This window comes from Citrobacter europaeus (genome assembly GCA_020099315.1).
Taxonomy (GTDB): Bacteria; Pseudomonadota; Gammaproteobacteria; order Enterobacterales; family Enterobacteriaceae; genus Citrobacter; species Citrobacter europaeus.
In genome coordinates, this window is sequence record CP083650.1 from 4,402,754 (window position 1) to 4,421,057 (window position 18,304).

The window sequence follows — 18,304 nt, forward strand, 5'->3', positions numbered from 1 at the left end:
AAGTATATTAAGCGTCAACTAAACCAGTAATTTGAGATACACGAGAAAGGTCGATATTACCGCCAGAAATAATGCTGACTGTTTTTCTGTTCTGGATATAGCTATCTAATTTCCCGCTTAATAATGCTGCGCATGCCAGCGCGCCGGCACCTTCAGTCACAACTTTATTTCGCTGAATTAATGCCACCATGCTGTTGCGAATTTCATCTTCGCTGACCAGGACAATGTCATCCACCAACTCACGAACAATTTCATACGTTAAAGTACCCGGGCGGGAAACGTCACAACCATCCGCCAGGGTGCCGGTCGTTCGGTGCGTGGTTATTTCTCCAGCGTGGAAAGAAGCCGCCATGCCGTGAACGTTTTCAGACTGCACGCCAATAATTTTAATGGTCGGGTTAATAGACTTAATTGCCACCGCAATACCAGCAATCAGTCCGCCACCGCCAATTGGCACAATCACGTTATCGACATCGTACAGATCTTCCAGAATTTCCAGACCAATAGTCCCCTGACCTGCAATGACTTTCGGGTCATCATATGGCGGAATAAAGATACGGCCTTCCGTTTCCACAATCTCGCTAACCTTAGCGATGGTGTCGTTGAAGTTGTCGCCATGCAGCACAACTTCTGCGGAATAATCACAGGTTGCAGCAACTTTAGACTTCGGCGCGCCTTTCGGCATCACCACTTTGCCGTCGATTCCGAGCATAGCGCAGGAGAGAGAAACGCCTTGCGCATGGTTACCTGCAGAGCAAGCCACCACACCCTTACATCTTTCAGCTTCGGTTAATGAACTGAGCTTGTTAAACGCGCCACGGATTTTAAATGAACCGGTACGCTGCATGTTTTCAAACTTGAGGAAAATTTCCCCTTTGCAACGTTCACTAAAATAGTTAGAGCGAGGCATTCCCGTTTTATAAATTTTCCCCGCCAGTCTTTTTTTCGCTTCGAGGATATCTTCAATTGCAACTGGGAGATCGTATGTAATGTGCATTAGAACCTCTTACTAGGGTATTAAAGTAAATAGATAGCCGTGACCATTGTCAGATATAGACAGATGGCGTTGATTTCGTGTTAAAACAAATTCAATCTTTAATCAATTTCAATTAATTGCCTTCGTCTCCGACAATTATATGATGAATATTCTTTGGCTAATTCCACCAAAATAGATGCTGCTTTTTTAATTCGATAATTTTTCGACCATACGGCGGCATAACGCGCGACGGGTAAGGTTTCTTCTACCGGGATAGTAATAAACTGGTTTGAGCCAAACGGTGTGGTCATATCGCAGGGAATTACTGTTAAGAAATCAGCACTGAGAACAAGATTATAAATCGTAACGACGGAGTCTGTATTAACGATGTTTTCACTGCTGATGCCATTATTCTGTAACGTGGTAAGAAGTTCGCTGTAGTAACCCATATTCGTTTGTGGCAACACCCACTGTTCGTTTTTCAACGCGCTCAGCGAGGTGATGCCGGTGCATGTTCGGGACTTGCTGGCGACCAGGATAAAATCTGACTCAAAGAGCGGCTCAACGTGCAGATCGTGCAGTTTCATCTCATCACTCAGCGTACCGATGGCGAAGTCCAGACGTCCGTCACGAATCGCCGGTAAGAAGGAGGAGAGCTGAGCTTCATACATAGAAACCTGCGCTTTCGGGAACACTTCTTTGAATTTTTTAATCATGCCGGACATGATGGTGAAGGCAATCAGTGAAGGAAAGCCAAACGACACATCAACGACCGCGTTGCTCGTCATGCTGTTCATCTCATCAACCATGTTTTTCATTTCACGGGTAATAGATTCAGACCATGAGAGCATCACCTGACCTGCCTGAGTTAATGTCACACCAGTATTTTTACGTACAACTAACTCAATACCGAAATAAGCTTCTACATCATTAATGATTTTGCTGACAGCCGGTTGAGTTAAACCTAATTCTTTTGCAGCTGAGCCGATAGAACCACTTCTAATGACTTCCTGAAAGACCACTAAGTGCTGTGTTTTAGGGAGTGTAATAGTATTCATATCGACCTACGCTAATTACTTTGTTGACGGCAGGAAGTGTACCAAATTAAGCGAACAAGGATATGTGCTACCACTCACAAATCCCCTTGACTTACATTTTGTAAGACTATTATGAAAATTGAAATCACTTAATAATCATATAGATATGAAATATTGATCTCACTTTATCCTGACTTTAATCAAAAAAAGATGGGGGGATAACGATTTTTTATGGCTATAACGACATCATTTTCCCTGCTATTTCTTAAATCCATGAAAGGCTATATTTCAATCAATTACAGAGTAATTATCAGGCAAAACGGTGCTTAAATTTAATAAGCAATTTATCAAAAATAATTTGATTTTATTGTTTATAGTGATTAAATAACGTTATGCATCACGTTTTTTGGCCTTATTTGTTTGTAAAGAAACATTGCATTTATCAATATTTAAAACAATGAAAACAAACCATCACCATACGTAACATTATTATAACACTTGTTTTGCGCACTTTGTCAGCAACTAATTTTGTGATAGCGATCGATTGCGCGTGATTATTCTCGGAAAAAACGTATCGCATAGCGTTTTGTGTTGTCCATCACAAAACAAGAAATATCCCGAGAGACATTTCCTCTTATAAAAGAAGCCAGCAACATAAATAAGAACTAAATAAAGATTAGATGAATGGAAAATAAAACGCCAGATTCGGGGTAAACCAATCGCAATACTATCAGGAAAATATTTGCCGGATGGCGGCGTAAACACCTTATCCGGCCTACCAAACCAGTTCCACCCATCCCAGTAGGCCTGATAAGCGTAGCGCCATCAGGCATGACAACCAGCTCATACAGCAAAAAACCCGCCGAAGCGGGGTTTTATAAAGAGTGAAGCTGATCGATAAGCCGCGTTCTTTTGAGCATAGCGTCGTGGACAGTCATTCATCCAACCTGCCCAGAAAGCAAAAACCCGCCGAAGCGGGGTTTTATAAAGAGTGAAGCTGATCGATAAGCCGCGTTCTTTTGAGCATAGCGTCGTGGACAGTCATTCATCCAACCTGCCCAGAAAGCAAAAACCCCGCCGAAGCGGGGTTTTATAAAGAGTGAAGCTGACCGATAAGCCGGGTTCTGTCGTGGACAGTCATTCATCTAGGCCAGCAATCGCTCACTGGCTCAAGCAGCCTACCCGGGTTCAGTACGGGCCGTACCTTGTGAACCCCTATTTGGCCTTGCTCCGGGTGGAGTTTACCGTGCCACGGACTGTTACCAGCCGCGCGGTGCGCTCTTACCGCACCCTTTCACCCTTACCTGATCCCACTTGCGTAGGCCATCGGCGGTTTGCTCTCTGTTGCACTGGTCGTGGGTTTCCCCCCCAGGCGTTACCTGGCACCCTGCCCTATGGAGCCCGGACTTTCCTCCCCTCCGCCCGTCTCCCCCGAAGAGGACGACGACGAAGCGGCGACTGTCTGGTCAGCTTCGGCGCGCAGTATAGAGGGTTTGCGGAGCAATGTCACCCCGCACTGCGTATTCCTATCGCCAACGTGGCGGCGATGTTTCTTGAAGCGCGATAAATATTATCAAATGCCCCACGGAAGGCCTCTTCCAGCGTGCCGATGCTGGTCAATACGCTAAACACCGCATCGATACCATATTGATGCACCACCTCTACATCGCGCGTCAGGCTGCCGCCAATACCAATGACTGGCTTGTGGTACTTCTTCGCGACGTTCGCCACACCCACCGGTACTTTGCCGTGAATGCTCTGGCTGTCGATCCGCCCTTCGCCGGTCACCACCAGCGTACAGTCGTGAATATGCTCTTCCAGATTGAGCGCCTGGGTCACAATCTCGATACCGCTGCGCAGCTCCGCGCCTAAAAAAGCCATTAACGCTGCGCCCATTCCGCCAGCCGCACCGGAGCCGGGCACGTCTTTCACATCAACTCGCAGAGACTTTTTAATAATGTCAGCATAGTGAGACAGATTACGGTCCAGTTCGAGAATGCGTTCTTCCGTTGCCCCTTTCTGCGGTCCAAAAATGCGCGAAGCGCCAGAATCGCCAATGAGTGGATTAGTCACATCGCAGGCCACGCGAATGGAACAGGTTTTTAAGCGCGGATCCAGACCCGAGATATCGATAGTATTCAGACTCATCAGGCTTCCGCCACCGTAGCCAATCTCTGTCCCGTTGGCATCGCAAAGTTTCGCCCCCAGCGCCTGCACCATACCCGCGCCACCGTCGTTAGTCGCACTGCCGCCAATGCCTATAATGATGCTCTGCGCACCGCTATCCAACGCCTGCAAAATCAACTCCCCGGTGCCACGCGACGTAGTGACTAAAGGGTTGCGCTTTTCAGGAGGAACCAACGCCAGACCACTGGCTGCCGCCATTTCGATAAACGCGGTTTTACCGTCCCCGGACATGCCCCAGCAGGCATTCACTTTTTCGCCCAGCGGCCCCGTCACCCATGCTGAATGTTCACTCCCTTGCGTCGCGGCAATCATGGCTTCGACCGTTCCTTCACCGCCATCGGCAACCGGAACAGAAACATATTGCGCATCGGGGAAAATTTCCCGAAATCCTTTTTCTATCGCCTGAGCTACCTCGGTGGCAGAAAGGCTTTCTTTATAAGAGTCTGGGGCAATTACGATTTTCATAGTTATGTAGCCTGACTGTGCCGCGCAAGGCAAGAAATACAGGGCGCGCATCCGCGCCCTTCTTGTTAGCGAGTGACTTCCACTTTCGCCAGTTTTTCGTAGTAGCATGCGAGCGCGCTGTGATCGGCTGTCCCCAATCCATCTGCGCGGAGCGCCTGCATCATCTCCATAACTGCAGCAGTCAGCGGCAACTGGGCGCCAACGCCATGAGAGGTATCCAGCGCATTCGCCAGATCTTTGATATGCAGGTCAATACGGAAGCCTGGTTTAAAGTTGCGGTCCATCACCATCGGTGCTTTCGCGTCGAGCACGGTGCTTCCCGCCAGCCCGCCACGGATCGCCTGATACACCAGATCCGGGTTCACACCCGCTTTGGTCGCCAGCGTCAGCGCTTCAGACATCGCGGCAATGTTCAGCGCCACAATGACCTGATTCGCCAGCTTGGTGACGTTACCCGCGCCAATTTCACCGGTATGCACCACGGAGCCTGCCATCGCTTTCAGCAGATCGTAGTACTTGTCGAAGATCGCTTTATCACCGCCAACCATCACCGACAACGTGCCGTCAATCGCTTTTGGCTCGCCGCCGCTGACCGGCGCATCCAGCATATCCACGCCTTTTGCTTTCAGCGCATCGCTAATTTCACGGCTGGCTAACGGCGCGATGGAGCTCATGTCGATAAGCACTGTGCCCGGCTTCGCCCCTTCAATAATGCCGCCTTCACCCAGCGCCACTTCTTTCACATGCGGAGAGTTCGGCAGCATGGTGATGATCACGTCGCACTGCTCGGCAATTTCTTTCGCCGTGGCGGCGGTTTCTGCGCCTGCGGCAATCACTTGTGCAATGGATTCCGGGTTACGGTCAGCAACCACCAGCGAGTAACCTGCCTTGAGGAGGTTTTTACTCATTGGTTTACCCATGATACCGAGGCCAATAAAACCAACTTTCATTGTCATGTCTTTATCTCTCTCTACTGTCGATGGTGGTTATTTCTTAAAAGAATCAGCCAGTTTCTGCGTGGCTGAACGGAACACGCCAAGGTCACTACCAACGGCAACAAACGTCGCGCCCCACTCCAGATAACGACGTGCATCCGCCTCTACCGGGGCCAGAATGCCGCTTGGTTTGCCATGTGCTTTCGCGCGGGCAAAAATGTGCTGGATAGCTTTCTGCACATCAGGATGCGACGCATTGCCAAGGTGGCCTAGCGCCGCAGCCAGATCGCTTGGGCCGACGAAGACACCGTCGACGCCTTCTGTCGCCGCGATTGCGTCAACGTTATCAACGCCCTGCTGACTTTCGATCTGCACGATGATCGTGATGTTCTTATTCGATTGCGCAAAGTAGTCCGGTACGGTGCCAAACATATTGGCGCGATGGGATATGGACACGCCGCGAATACCTTCCGGCGGATAGCGGGTCGATGCCACGGCGTTTACCGCCTCTTCTTCCGTCTCAACGAACGGGATCAGGAAGTTGTAAAACCCGATATCCAGCAGGCGCTTGATGATTACCGGCTCGTTGGTCGGTACGCGCACTACCGGTGCGCTGGCGCTGCCTTTCAGCGCCATCAATTGCGGGATAAACGTCGAGATATCGTTCGGCGCGTGTTCGCCGTCCAGCACCAGCCAGTCAAACCCCGCCAGGCCTAAAACTTCAGTGCTGATTGGGCTGGCTAATGCAGACCAGCAGCCAATCTGAATCTGTTGCGCCGCGAGGGCCGCTTTAAACTTATTCGGGAAAATCGTGTTATTCATCGCCTATACCTTTGTTTATTTCTGCAATTCCATACGTTTAATGTCACCGACAATAAACAGGTAGCAAACCATTGCCATCAGCGCCGAACACCCTACAAACATCAGCGCAGCATTAAATGAGTGCAGCTCGCTCACCAGATACCCAATCACCAGCGGAGTGACGATGGAAGCCACGTTACCAAATACGTTAAATACCCCACCGCACAGACCGACAATCTCTTTCGGCGCGGTATCGGAAATCACCGGCCATCCCAGCGCCCCGAAGCCTTTGCCGAAGAACGCCAGCGCCATCAGTGCGACCACCAGTGTGGTGTTATCGGTGTAGTTACACAGAATAATGGTCGACGCGAGCAGCATGCCGAGCACAATCGGCAGCTTACGCGCCAGTGTGATACTGAAGCCACGTTTAATCAGATAATCAGAGAACACGCCACCAAGCACACCACCGGCGAATCCGCACAGCGCCGGAATCGAAGCTACCAGGCCTACTTTGAGGATCGACATGCCTTTTTCCTGTACCAGGTAAATCGGGAACCAGGTGAGGAAAAACCAGGTAATTGTGTTGATAAAATACTGGCCGAAGAACACGCCAAGCATCATACGGTTAGTGAGCAACTGCTTGATATAATGCAGTTTAGGACCACCTGACTTCACATCGCCCGGCTTTTTGTGGTCCATATCCACGACCGCGCCGTTTTCCGAGATAAACTTCAGTTCTTCTTGCGACATACGCGGATGATCGGTTGGGTTATGAATAAACTTTACCCACAGCCCGGTGAGCACAAAACCAATCACGCCCATTACGGTAAACACGTGCTCCCAGCCCCAGGCGAAGGTCAGCCAGCCGAGCAGCGGAGAAAACAGCGCCAGAGAAAAATACTGCGCGGAATTAAAAATTGCGGATGCCGTACCGCGCTCTTTCGTCGGGAACCAGGCCGCCACGATACGAGCATTCGCCGGAAAGGACGGCGCTTCCGAGAAGCCCAGCATAAAGCGCATGATGAACATTGAAATACCCGCCCAGGCCAGCGGGAACATGTCCACAAAGCCTTGCAGGAAGGTGAACAGTGACCAGAAGAACAGACTGTATGTGTAGACTTTCTTCGAGCCGAATTTATCCAACAGCCAGCCACCGGGGATTTGCATCAACAGGTAAGCCCAGCCGAAGGCGGAGAAAATGTAACCCATAGAGATGGCGCTGAGCTGCAACTCTTTCGCTACTTCCGTGCCGGCAATAGATAGCGTCGCACGGTCCGCATAGTTAACGGCGGTAACGATAAATATTATCAGCAATATTAAATAACGGGTGTGCGTACCTTTCTTTTTCTCGACAACTGTATCCAGAATCATTCTAATTACCTCGGGTACATTAAATTTTTATTATTATTGAGTAGATATTCCTGGTGATAAATTACTGATAATTAGAACACATAATAATTTATCAGACGCTATAAAACCGTGATTCAGTATAATCAGCAGCGTAACGTTAATCATTGTGCAAGCGCTCATTTATAACGCGTTATTAAATTAATGTTTTGGGCATATGCCCACACGCATGGGCGCTAATGCACACATTTACGTATTGCTGCCCCTGGTAGCCCGGCCTTGCTGAGTTTAAGTGATCATCGTCACATTCTTGGCATTAAACTCCTGACATTCTTATTTCACGATATCGAATCTTTATTACTTACAATTAGATTCAAAATATAAATATTCACACTATTATCACCACCTTGTTGGAGAATACTGGACAATGGCCGACATCGAAATCAGACAAGAATCGCCAACGGCGTTTTATATTAAAGTTCACGAAACAGATAATGTGGCGATAATTGTCAATGACAATGGTCTGAAAGCCGGGACGCGTTTTCCGGACGGACTGGAACTCATTGAACATATTCCCCAGGGCCATAAAGTGGCGCTACTGGATATTCCTGTTCACGGCGAAATTGTGCGTTATGGCGAAGTGATAGGCTATGCCGTTCGCGATATCCCACGCGGCAGCTGGATTGATGAATCAATGGTTGAACTGCCCAAAGCTCCACCGCTGGAGACGCTGCCGCTGGCAACCAAAGTGCCAGAGCCGCTGCCGCCTCTGGAGGGCTATACCTTCGAAGGTTACCGCAATGCTGACGGTAGCGTCGGCACCAAGAATCTGCTCGGCATCTCGACCAGTGTGCACTGCGTGGCGGGTGTGGTGGATTATGTGGTGAAAATCATTGAGCGCGATCTGTTGCCCAAATACCCGAACGTTGATGGCGTGGTGGGGCTCAATCACTTGTACGGCTGCGGCGTGGCGATCAATGCCCCAGCCGCCATTGTGCCGATTCGCACCATTCACAATATTGCGCTTAACCCGAATTTTGGCGGTGAAGTGATGGTCATCGGCCTCGGTTGTGAAAAACTACAGCCAGAGCGCCTGCTCGAAGGTACGCACGATGTGAAAAGTATTCCGGTCGACAGCGCCAGCGTCGTCAGCCTGCAGGATGAAAAGCACATTGGCTTTCAATCGATGGTTGCCGATATTTTGCAGGTGGCCGAACGCCATCTGGCAAAACTCAATCAGCGACAGCGTGAAACCTGCCCGGCATCAGAACTGGTGGTCGGCATGCAGTGCGGCGGCAGCGATGCATTTTCTGGCGTGACGGCCAACCCGGCGGTGGGTTATGCCTCCGACCTGTTAGTACGCTGCGGCGCGACTGTGATGTTCTCTGAAGTTACCGAAGTGCGCGATGCCATCCACCTTCTGACCCCAAGGGCGATTAACGAAGAAGTAGGTAAACGCCTGCTCGAAGAGATGGCCTGGTACGATAACTACCTGGATATGGGCAAAACGGATCGCAGCGCCAACCCTTCTCCGGGCAATAAGAAAGGCGGTCTGGCAAATGTGGTGGAAAAAGCGCTGGGCTCTATTGCCAAGTCCGGCAAGAGCGCCATTGTCGAAGTATTGTCGCCGGGTCAGCGTCCAACCAAACGTGGTCTGATTTACGCCGCAACCCCCGCCAGTGATTTTGTTTGCGGTACGCAGCAGGTCGCTTCCGGGATCACCGTACAGGTGTTCACCACCGGTCGCGGTACGCCGTACGGCCTGATGGCCGTGCCGGTGATAAAAATGGCGACGCGTACTGAGCTGGCCAACCGTTGGTTTGACCTGATGGACATCAACGCAGGCACCATCGCCACCGGAGAAGAAACCATTGAAGACGTGGGTCTGAAACTGTTCGAGTTTATTCTCGACGTCGCCAGCGGACGTAAGAAAACCTTCTCAGATCAGTGGGGGCTGCACAACCAACTGGCGGTGTTTAACCCAGCGCCAGTGACCTGATTGTCCGCAATATTTTCTTCAAGGGCATGTCTTCTGACATGCCTTTTTTTTCGCTATAACTTTCGCAACCCTCCCTTTTCTTTCGAAACTTTCATTTATCAGATCAAAATCACAAAAAAACATTACGAAACCCTATACTTTATTTCGAAGAAAGAAATCGAAAGACTTCGGAGGAAGTATGTTTATCATCTCAAGCAAAATGATGCTGAAGAAGGCGCAGCAAGAAGGCTATGCCGTACCGGCTTTTAACATCCACAACCTGGAGACCCTACAGGTTGTCGTGGAAACAGCAGCCGAACTACGCTCTCCGTTGATCGTCGCCGGCACACCAGGCACTTTTAGTTATGCCGGGGTCGGTAACATCGTTGCTATCGCCAGTGAACTGGCAAGAAGCTGGAACCATCCTCTCGCCATCCATCTCGATCACCACGAAAGTGCCACCGATATTAAAGCGAAAGTCGCTACAGGTATTCGCTCTGTCATGATCGATGGTTCACATCTGCCGTTTGCCGACAACATTGAATTAGTTAAGCACGTAACTGACTACTGCCACCGCTATGACGTAAGCGTTGAAGCTGAGCTGGGACGACTGGGTGGACAAGAAGATGACCTGATCGTGGACGGAAAAGATGCGCTTTATACCCACCCAGAACAGGCTCGGGAGTTTGTGGAAAAAACCGGTATCGACTCACTGGCTGTCGCGATCGGCACAGCCCATGGTTTGTATAGTGCTGAACCTAAACTTGATTTTGAACGACTAGCAGAAATTCGTCAGCGCGTTGATATTCCACTTGTTTTACATGGCGCATCCGGCCTGCCAACACATGATATTAAGTGCGCTATCTCTTTAGGGGTCTGCAAAGTGAACGTCGCGACCGAACTCAAAATCGCCTTTTCTGGCGCACTCAAAACTTATCTGAGTACACATACCAATGCAAATGACCCACGGCATTACATGATGCCAGCAAAAGCCGCCATGAAAGAGGTGGTGCGTAAAGTCATTGCCGATTGCGGCTGTGAAGGAAAATTGTAACCTATTGATTTATTTGATTTGTACGGATTCTGACAAAGGTCTGTTTTAAAGCTGGATCACGAAAGTCGCTTTTACCCTTTGCCTTCAATCCAAAAATATTATGAAGATAAACAAAAGATATCGGAGATAGAAGTGAAAGAAATAATCTCTCGTCATAAAGCAGGTGAGCATTTAGGTATTTGTTCGGTTTGTTCAGCACATCCGCTGGTCATTGAATCCGCATTACGTTTTGATCTCGACACGGATAGTAAAGTTCTGATCGAAGCGACGTCTAATCAGGTTAATCAGTTTGGTGGTTATACCGGAATGAAACCCGCCGATTTCCGTGATTTTGTCTATGGCATCGCACAAGAGATTGGTTTCCCTCGTGAAAGACTGATCCTGGGTGGCGATCACCTCGGTCCTAACTGCTGGCAAAATGAACCTGCGGCGGAAGCGATGGAGAAATCCGTAGCCTTAATTAAAGCCTACGTTGCCGCAGGGTTCAGCAAAATCCACCTCGATGCTTCAATGTCCTGTGCTGACGATCCCACGCCGCTGGATCCGATGGTTGTTGCTCAGCGAGCTGCCGTACTTTGCCAGGCCGCAGAAGCTACGGCAACCGAAGAACAGAAACACCAACTGACTTATGTGATTGGTACTGAGGTTCCTGTTCCCGGTGGCGAAGCCAGTACCATTGGCACTGTTCATGTCACACGCGAAGAAGATGCCGCCCGTACACTGGAAACCCATCAAATTGCCTTTAGAGCATTAGGACTTGAAGAAGCGCTAACTCGCGTGATCGCTATTGTTGTCCAACCCGGCGTCGAATTCGATCACACTCAGATCATTCATTATCAGCCACAGGCTGCAGAAGCGCTTTCAGCCTGGATTAAAGAAACTCCAATGGTTTATGAAGCGCATTCTACAGATTATCAAACCCGCCAGGCATACCGCGCCCTGGTACGCGATCACTATGCAATTTTAAAAGTGGGTCCAGCGCTGACCTTCGCGCTGCGTGAAGCCATTTTTGCGCTAGCGCAAATGGAAAATGAACTGGTTTCTCCAGAGCAGCGGAGCCGGGTTATGGAAGTAATTGACGAAGTTATGCTGAATGAACCGGACTACTGGAAAAAATACTATCGTCCAACCTGGAGCCAGGCGATGGTCGATATTCACTTCAGCCTCTCCGACCGTATTCGTTACTACTGGCCGCATCCTCGCATTCGTCAAAGTGTAGAGAAATTAATCACCAACCTTAATGACGTTGCTTTACCACTGGGACTCATTAGCCAGTTTATGCCCGTGCAATTTGAACGCCTGACTGAAGGGACGTTAACCGCCACACCACATAATCTGATTATCGACAAAATCCAGGACGTTCTGCGCGCCTATCGCTTTGGTTGCGCACCAGCAAGTGCCTGAAATCTGGAGAATATATGAGCCAACTTTTTGTTCGAACAGGTATTGATTTTAGCTCGTGTCAGCATGCGCTGACACATATTGGAGAGGAGATGCTGGCCAAAGGGGTCGTGTATGAAAGCTATCCGCAGGCCCTGATTGAGCGTGAAGCAACTTTTCCAACCGGAATAGCGCTGGAACGTCATGCCGTCGCGATTCCGCATTGTGAAGCTATTCATGCGAAATCGCCTGCAATCTATCTGATTCGCCCGGATACACCGGTCAACTTTCAACAAGCGGATGATGACGAAGAGATAGCCGTCTCTTTAATTATTGCCCTGATTGTTGAGAACCCAACGGCGCAACTGAAGCTCCTGCGTCGTCTGTTTAGTGAGCTACAAAACCCGAACACCATTGAAGCATTGTTGAATGCGCCCGATGCAGAACTGGCAATGCTGTTTCGGGAAAAAATCCTTGAGACTGAGCCCTGCGCACAGGCTTGAAAAGATACTGATAATAAAAGGAATACCCTATGAAACGTAAAGTAATTGTGGCTTGTGGCGGTGCTGTAGCAACTTCAACAATGGCAGCTGAAGAAATTAAAGAACTCTGTGAAGCCAACAATATCCAACTCGACCTGGTTCAGTGCCGGGTAACAGAAATCGAAACCTATATGGATGGCGCGGATCTTATTTGTACCACAGCCCGCGTTGACCGTACGTTTGGCGATATCCCGGTCGTTCACGGCATGCCTTTTGTCTCAGGCGTGGGTATCGAAGCGTTGCAGCAAAAAATACTGACTATCCTCGTGGGGTAACGCCATGTTTAGCGAAATAATGCGTTATATCCTCGACTTAGGTCCAACGGTTATGCTGCCGTTAGTGATCATCATCTTCTCAAAATTATTGGGAATGAAGCTCGGGGATTGTTTTAAATCCGGCCTGCATATTGGTATTGGCTTTGTCGGGATCGGCCTGGTCATTGGCCTGATGCTTGACTCTATCGGCCCTGCCGCAAAAGCGATGGCGGAACAGTTTCAAATCAACCTGCATGTCATTGATGTCGGCTGGCCGGGTTCATCACCAATGACCTGGGCTTCACAAATTGCATTAATTGCAATTCCTGTCGCTATTGGGGTCAATATCCTGATGCTGGTTACCCGCATGACTCGCGTAGTAAACGTCGATATCTGGAATATCTGGCATATGACGTTTACCGGTGCCATGTTGCATCTGGCGACCGGTTCATACTGGCTGGGTATTCTCGGCGTGGTAGTTCATGCAGCCTTCGTCTACAAACTAGGCGACTGGTTTGCCAAAGACACGCGTGACTTTTTTGGTCTGGAAGGCATTGCCATTCCTCACGGTTCCTCGGCGTACCTGGGCCCTATAGCAGTCCTGGTAGATACGATCATTGAAAAAATCCCGGGACTGAACCGCATTCATTTTAGTGCAGATGATGTACAAAAACGTTTTGGCCCCTTCGGTGAACCTGTAACCGTTGGCTTTGTGATGGGATTAGTTATCGGCATGCTAGCTGGGTATGACGTTAAAGCTGTGCTGCAACTGGCGGTGAAAACGGCTGCCGTTATGTTGCTCATGCCGCGTGTCATTAAACCGATTATGGATGGCCTAACTCCTATCGCTAAACATGCCCGTAAACGCCTGCAGGCAAAATTTGGCGGACAGGAGTTCCTAATCGGTCTGGACCCTGCGCTACTGCTCGGCCATACGTCGGTGGTTTCCGCCAGCCTGATCTTTATTCCGCTGACTATTCTGATTGCCGTCCTGGTACCAGGTAATCAGGTACTGCCATTCGGCGATCTCGCGACCATTGGTTTCTTTGTTGCCATGGCGGTAGCCGTTCATCAGGGGAACTTGTTCCGTACGCTGATCTCCGGCGTCATCATCATGGGTATCACCCTATGGATAGCCACGCAAACTATTGGTCTACATACCCAGCTTGCCGCCAATGCAGGCGCACTGAAAGCCGGTGGCATGGTTGCATCGATGGATCAGGGCGGTTCCCCAATCACCTGGCTGTTGATTCAGCTCTTTACCTGGCAGAACGTAGTGGGCTTCATCATTATCGCTGCGATTTATCTGTTGGGTGTACTACTGACATGGCGTCGGGCACGTAATTTTGTGGCGGCTGAAAAAGCAGCAGCCATAACGGAAAGCCAGACCGCATCTTAATTTCTGGGGAGCATTTGCTCCCCTTCACATTTATGGAGACATTTATGAAATCAGTGGTGATTCACGCTGAGGGCGACGTACGCGTTGAAGAACGTCCCATTCCGCAACTACAGGCTGATGAAGATGTACTGGTCAAGGTAGTTAGTTCAGGGCTTTGTGGCTCGGATATTCCCCGTATATTTAATCATGGCGCTCACTATTATCCGATAACGCTGGGGCATGAGTTCAGCGGCTATGTTGAGTCCTACGGTGCAGCAGTTACCGACTTACAACCCGGCGATGCTGTTGCCTGCGTTCCATTACTCCCCTGCTTCCACTGCCCTCAGTGCGAGCGAGGATTCTTCTCATTATGTAAGCAATATCAGTTTGTCGGCTCGCGCAGCGAAGGTGGAAACGCAGAATATGTGGTCGTAAAACGCGCCAACCTGTTCCGATTACCTTCAGAAATGCCGATTGATGATGGCGCATTCATTGAGCCCATTACCGTTGGCCTGCATGCTTTTCATCTCGCTCAGGGGTGTGAAGGCAAAAACGTGATCATCGTTGGAGCAGGTACCATCGGTTTACTGGCAATGCAATGTGCTCGCGAACTCGGCGCAAAAAGTATCACGGCGATTGATATCAACCCACAAAAGCTGGCGTTAGCAAAAGAACTGGGGGCAACCTATGTGTTTAACAGTAGGGAGATGAGTGCGACTGAGATCCACGCTGGTCTGGAGAACATTCAATTTGATCAACTCGTCCTGGAGACTGCAGGAACCCCGCAAACTGTGACGCTGTCGATCGAAATTGCCGGACCTCGTGCTCAACTGGCGTTAGTCGGTACGTTGCATCACGATCTGGCGTTGGCTTCAGGTATTTTTGGGCAAATATTGCGTAAAGAATTAACCATTCTTGGCAGTTGGATGAATTATTCCAGCCCGTGGCCTGGAGAAGAGTGGGAAACCGCGGCCCGTTTACTCACGGAAAAGCGCTTGCAGCTTGAACCGTTAATTGCCCACAGCGGTGATACCGAGAGCTTTGCCAGCGCGGTCAAATCACTTAATGGCGCGCCGATGCAGGGGAAAATTCTACTTAAACTCTCCTGACCTCACGAGCCAGCAACCTGCGCTGGCTCACATTTACTTTCGAAATTTAGCGTTCACCTTTCGCAATCCTTCGATTAAACTAGTGATAGTCAAATTATCAGGCAAATCAATATGAACTCATTTGAGAGAAGGAATAAAATTGTCGACCTGATTAATACGCAAGGTAGCGTACTGGTAATGGACCTTTCGAATACCTTTGGTATTTCTGAAGTAACCATTCGCGCCGACCTGCGGTTATTAGAAGAGAAGGGTCTGGTCACCCGTTTTCATGGCGGTGCGGCAAAACCTGGAAGCCATCTGGCTGAAGGTGACAATCAGGAAGTATTATTAGAAGATCGGTATCAGCTTGCCAGCGATCCTAAAAAGCGGATCGCTCAGGCTGCTACAGCAATGGTCGAGGAAGGAATGACCGTGATTCTGGATAGCGGAAGCACGACCCTACTGATCGCCGAGGCGCTAAACCGAAAAAGTAACATCACCGTTATTACCAATAGCCTGCCCGCTGCGTTTACATTATCTGAAAACAAAGACATTACGCTGGTCGTCTGCGGAGGCACGGTGCGCCACAAAACTCATTCAATGCATGGCACTATCGCTGAACGTTCCCTGCAAGGAATAAGCGCTGACCTGATGTTCGTGGGCGCTGACGGGATTGATGCCACTAATGGTATTACGACATTCAACGAAGGTTATTCGATTAGTAGCGTGATGGCTGCTGCTGCACATAAGGTCATTGCCGTACTGGATGCGACAAAATTTAACCGACGTGGTTTTAATCAGGTACTTCCAATGGAGAAGATTAACTGCGTAATAACCGACGACAGCATCAGCAAACAAGATAAATCTGCGCTGGTTAAGACAGGCGTCGAACTGCTGGTCGTTTAAACAACCCGCCACATCCCCCCTTTTGTCGCGCCAACGCGTTGCAGTTTGCCTTTTAGCTGCAACGCTTTCAAATAGCGCTCTACGGTTCGGGCTGAGATTTCACACTCATCAGCGATACTTTTGGCGGATCTGCCCGGCTGATGCGACAAGATTTGTAGAATGCGTTTTTCTATATCCAGTAAATCAGCCGACATTTCTTCCGACATTTCTTCCGACATTTCTTCCGACATTTCTTCCGACATTTCTTCCGACATTTCTTCCGACATTTCTTCCGACATTTCTTCCGACAGAGTTGATGATTTTCCCAATCCCTCTTGCAAAGCAGAGATGATATTTTCCAGGATAAACTCTATAAATGGCGTGCAGCTACTTTGTCGATCGCACTGCCCTAATACCTGGTAATAGCGGTCCTGTTGGTAGTGGATCAGTGTCTCTACCGGTAACCACGCCAATTCTGATCGCCACTCACGGAGGATTAATGTCTGCCATAGACGTCCCATCCGTCCATTACCGTCAGCAAAAGGATGAATAAATTCAAACTCATAATGGAAAACAGCACCAGCAATCAGTGGGTGGAGTTCTGTCGTTTTTAACCAGCCCAGTAGATCATTCATCAAACGTAAAACTTGTGAGGCCGGAGGAGCCATATGAATCAGCTGTTTTTCCCTGTAAACACCAACATTTCCAGCACGTAGCTGGCCTGGATTATCGACCAGACCGAGCATAAGGACCCGATGTGCCTGTAAAAGATCGGATAATTTTCCACTTTTCCATTCCGACATCTTTTCATAGGCCAGAATCGCATTTCTCACTTCCTGTATGTCTTTAGCAGGCGCCAGAATACGTTTTCCTTCCATCAGCGCGGTGACTTGTTCCGTCGTCAACGAATTATGCTCAATCGCTAAAGAGGCCTGAATCGTGCGAATACGATTCTCTTTACGCAAAAGAGGAGATGCCCTACCAGCCATCGCTGCCCAATGCCCCATCAATTCACCAATTTCAATGACTTGATTGAGGATCAATGGAGTGACGACGAAAGGTGGTTGGTAGGTGCTCACTCTTACTCCCCCTGCTGTTCCAGCGCGTGCTTGTACAATGCATTCTTCTTCACGCCATGGATTTCAGCGGCCAGCGCGGCGGCCTTTTTAAGCGGCAGTTCTGCCTGCAATAGGGCCAATGTACGGAGCGCATCGGCAGGAAGGTCGTCTTCTTGCGCTTTATGCCCTTCGACGATCAGCACCATTTCGCCTTTACGACGGTTTTCATCTTCCTTGACCCACGCCAGCAGTTCGCCAACCGGTGCGCCGTGAATAGTTTCCCAGGTTTTGGTCAACTCACGCGCCAACACCACATAGCGGGATTCGCCCCAGACGGCAACCATGTCTTCCAGGCTATCCAGCAAACGGTGGGTGGATTCATAAAAAATGAGCGTACGTGGTTCGGCCTCAATGGCTTTCATCGCATCACGACGCCCTTTCGATTTGGCAGGCAGAAAACCTTCATAGCAAAAGCGGTCTGAAGGCAGACCAGCAGCGCTCAGGGCAGCAATCGCCGCGCAAGGGCCTGGTAGGGGAACAACGCGGATCCCCGCTTCGCGACAGGTGCGCACCAGATGGTAGCCGGGATCGTTAATCAGCGGCGTTCCGGCATCGGAAACCAGCGCAATGTTTTGCCCTTCTTTGAGCTTTGCCACCAGCGTTTCGGCCTTTTGCTGCTCGTTGTGGTCATGCAGGGCGAACAATCGCGCGTTAATCGCGAAGTGTTGTAACAATAGCCCTGTATGACGAGTATCTTCAGCGGCAATCAAATCAACGGCTTGTAAAACTTCGAGCGCTCGTTGGGTAATATCAGCCAAATTTCCTATAGGAGTAGGTACAATAAAGAGTTGGCCTTGAGAATTATCCGCCGATTCGTGTTGTTTCATTGTGTCGTCCGTATTGCCGATTTAATATTGAGCATTGAGTAAAAAAATATCA

General features: G+C 49.5%; 16 protein-coding genes and 1 other RNA gene. 8 read left to right on the forward strand and 9 right to left on the reverse strand.

Going from position 1 to position 18,304, the window contains the following annotated elements:
• Positions 1 to 7: 7 nt before the first annotated feature.
• The 7 genes from tdcB to garP all read right to left on the reverse strand — a co-directional run bounded on the left by tdcB (position 8) and on the right by garP (position 7,772).
• Positions 8 to 997, reverse strand: a complete 990-nt coding sequence (tdcB, locus tag LA337_20535) for a bifunctional threonine ammonia-lyase/L-serine ammonia-lyase TdcB (protein UBI15519.1) — start codon at positions 995 to 997, stop codon at positions 8 to 10.
• A 98-nt stretch (positions 998 to 1,095) separates the two neighbouring features.
• The gene (gene tdcA, locus LA337_20540; protein ID UBI15520.1) at positions 1,096 to 2,034 is read right to left on the reverse strand and encodes a transcriptional regulator TdcA; all 939 of its coding nucleotides are present in this window, start codon (positions 2,032 to 2,034) and stop codon (positions 1,096 to 1,098) included.
• 1,076 nt (positions 2,035 to 3,110) lie between these two features.
• Positions 3,111 to 3,487, reverse strand: an RNA gene (rnpB, locus tag LA337_20545) — RNase P RNA component class A.
• 32 nt (positions 3,488 to 3,519) lie between these two features.
• Positions 3,520 to 4,665: a glycerate 2-kinase gene (gene garK / locus LA337_20550; GenBank protein ID UBI15521.1), complete on the reverse strand. Its 1,146-nt coding sequence runs from the start codon at positions 4,663 to 4,665 to the stop codon at positions 3,520 to 3,522.
• A 65-nt stretch (positions 4,666 to 4,730) separates the two neighbouring features.
• Entirely contained in the window at positions 4,731 to 5,621 is an 891-nt protein-coding gene (garR, locus tag LA337_20555; GenBank protein UBI15522.1) for a 2-hydroxy-3-oxopropionate reductase, read from the reverse strand.
• Positions 5,622 to 5,651: 30 nt separating this feature from the next.
• A complete protein-coding gene (garL, locus tag LA337_20560; GenBank protein ID UBI15523.1) occupies positions 5,652 to 6,422 on the reverse strand; it encodes a 2-dehydro-3-deoxyglucarate aldolase in 771 nt (256 codons plus the stop codon).
• A gap of 15 nt (positions 6,423 to 6,437) precedes the next feature.
• Complete coding sequence (gene garP, locus LA337_20565; protein ID UBI15524.1) at positions 6,438 to 7,772, reverse strand: galactarate/glucarate/glycerate transporter GarP; 1,335 nt, start codon at positions 7,770 to 7,772, stop codon at positions 6,438 to 6,440.
• A 403-nt stretch (positions 7,773 to 8,175) separates the two neighbouring features.
• Here garP and garD point away from each other — a divergent pair, with 403 nt between their 5' ends.
• The 8 genes from garD to LA337_20605 all read left to right on the forward strand — a co-directional run bounded on the left by garD (position 8,176) and on the right by LA337_20605 (position 16,328).
• Positions 8,176 to 9,747, forward strand: coding sequence for a galactarate dehydratase (gene garD, locus LA337_20570; GenBank protein UBI15525.1), 1,572 nt, complete (start codon positions 8,176 to 8,178; stop codon positions 9,745 to 9,747).
• Positions 9,748 to 9,925: 178 nt separating this feature from the next.
• Positions 9,926 to 10,780: a tagatose bisphosphate family class II aldolase gene (locus LA337_20575; protein UBI15526.1), complete on the forward strand. Its 855-nt coding sequence runs from the start codon at positions 9,926 to 9,928 to the stop codon at positions 10,778 to 10,780.
• A gap of 132 nt (positions 10,781 to 10,912) precedes the next feature.
• The gene (gatZ, locus tag LA337_20580; GenBank protein UBI15527.1) at positions 10,913 to 12,184 is read left to right on the forward strand and encodes a tagatose-bisphosphate aldolase subunit GatZ; all 1,272 of its coding nucleotides are present in this window, start codon (positions 10,913 to 10,915) and stop codon (positions 12,182 to 12,184) included.
• Between the two features lie 14 nt (positions 12,185 to 12,198).
• Positions 12,199 to 12,663: a PTS galactitol transporter subunit IIA gene (gene gatA / locus LA337_20585; protein ID UBI15528.1), complete on the forward strand. Its 465-nt coding sequence runs from the start codon at positions 12,199 to 12,201 to the stop codon at positions 12,661 to 12,663.
• A gap of 29 nt (positions 12,664 to 12,692) precedes the next feature.
• Entirely contained in the window at positions 12,693 to 12,977 is a 285-nt protein-coding gene (gene gatB / locus LA337_20590) for a PTS galactitol transporter subunit IIB (protein UBI15529.1), read from the forward strand.
• A 4-nt stretch (positions 12,978 to 12,981) separates the two neighbouring features.
• On the forward strand, positions 12,982 to 14,355 hold the full coding sequence (locus tag LA337_20595; protein UBI15530.1) for a PTS galactitol transporter subunit IIC: 1,374 nt from the start codon (positions 12,982 to 12,984) through the stop codon (positions 14,353 to 14,355).
• Positions 14,356 to 14,399: 44 nt separating this feature from the next.
• Complete coding sequence (gatD, locus tag LA337_20600; protein UBI15531.1) at positions 14,400 to 15,443, forward strand: galactitol-1-phosphate 5-dehydrogenase; 1,044 nt, start codon at positions 14,400 to 14,402, stop codon at positions 15,441 to 15,443.
• A 111-nt stretch (positions 15,444 to 15,554) separates the two neighbouring features.
• Positions 15,555 to 16,328, forward strand: coding sequence for a DeoR/GlpR family DNA-binding transcription regulator (locus tag LA337_20605; GenBank protein UBI15532.1), 774 nt, complete (start codon positions 15,555 to 15,557; stop codon positions 16,326 to 16,328).
• Here LA337_20605 and LA337_20610 read toward each other — a convergent pair.
• Complete coding sequence (locus LA337_20610) at positions 16,325 to 17,386, reverse strand: Fic family protein (protein ID UBI15533.1); 1,062 nt, start codon at positions 17,384 to 17,386, stop codon at positions 16,325 to 16,327. The two genes, LA337_20605 and LA337_20610, sit on opposite strands and share 4 nt — an antisense overlap.
• A gap of 2 nt (positions 17,387 to 17,388) precedes the next feature.
• Positions 17,389 to 18,252, reverse strand: coding sequence for a 16S rRNA (cytidine(1402)-2'-O)-methyltransferase (gene rsmI, locus LA337_20615; protein UBI15534.1), 864 nt, complete (start codon positions 18,250 to 18,252; stop codon positions 17,389 to 17,391).
• Between the last annotated feature and the right edge of the window lie 52 nt (positions 18,253 to 18,304).

Bases quoted from the DNA above. Each gene is read 5' to 3' on its own strand.
- garR (UBI15522.1), bottom strand. From the start codon at position 5,621: ATGACAATGAAAGTTGGTTTTATTGGCCTCGGTATCATGGGTAAACCA.
- garD (UBI15525.1), top strand. From the start codon at position 8,176: ATGGCCGACATCGAAATCAGACAAGAATCGCCAACGGCGTTTTATATT.
- garL (UBI15523.1), bottom strand. From the start codon at position 6,422: ATGAATAACACGATTTTCCCGAATAAGTTTAAAGCGGCCCTCGCGGCG.
- gatB (UBI15529.1), top strand. From the start codon at position 12,693: ATGAAACGTAAAGTAATTGTGGCTTGTGGCGGTGCTGTAGCAACTTCA.
- rsmI (UBI15534.1), bottom strand. From the start codon at position 18,252: ATGAAACAACACGAATCGGCGGATAATTCTCAAGGCCAACTCTTTATT.
- LA337_20605 (UBI15532.1), top strand. From the start codon at position 15,555: ATGAACTCATTTGAGAGAAGGAATAAAATTGTCGACCTGATTAATACG.
- garP (UBI15524.1), bottom strand. From the start codon at position 7,772: ATGATTCTGGATACAGTTGTCGAGAAAAAGAAAGGTACGCACACCCGT.
- LA337_20575 (UBI15526.1), top strand. From the start codon at position 9,926: ATGTTTATCATCTCAAGCAAAATGATGCTGAAGAAGGCGCAGCAAGAA.
- gatA (UBI15528.1), top strand. From the start codon at position 12,199: ATGAGCCAACTTTTTGTTCGAACAGGTATTGATTTTAGCTCGTGTCAG.
- garK (UBI15521.1), bottom strand. From the start codon at position 4,665: ATGAAAATCGTAATTGCCCCAGACTCTTATAAAGAAAGCCTTTCTGCC.
- tdcA (UBI15520.1), bottom strand. From the start codon at position 2,034: ATGAATACTATTACACTCCCTAAAACACAGCACTTAGTGGTCTTTCAG.
- LA337_20595 (UBI15530.1), top strand. From the start codon at position 12,982: ATGTTTAGCGAAATAATGCGTTATATCCTCGACTTAGGTCCAACGGTT.
- gatD (UBI15531.1), top strand. From the start codon at position 14,400: ATGAAATCAGTGGTGATTCACGCTGAGGGCGACGTACGCGTTGAAGAA.
- tdcB (UBI15519.1), bottom strand. From the start codon at position 997: ATGCACATTACATACGATCTCCCAGTTGCAATTGAAGATATCCTCGAA.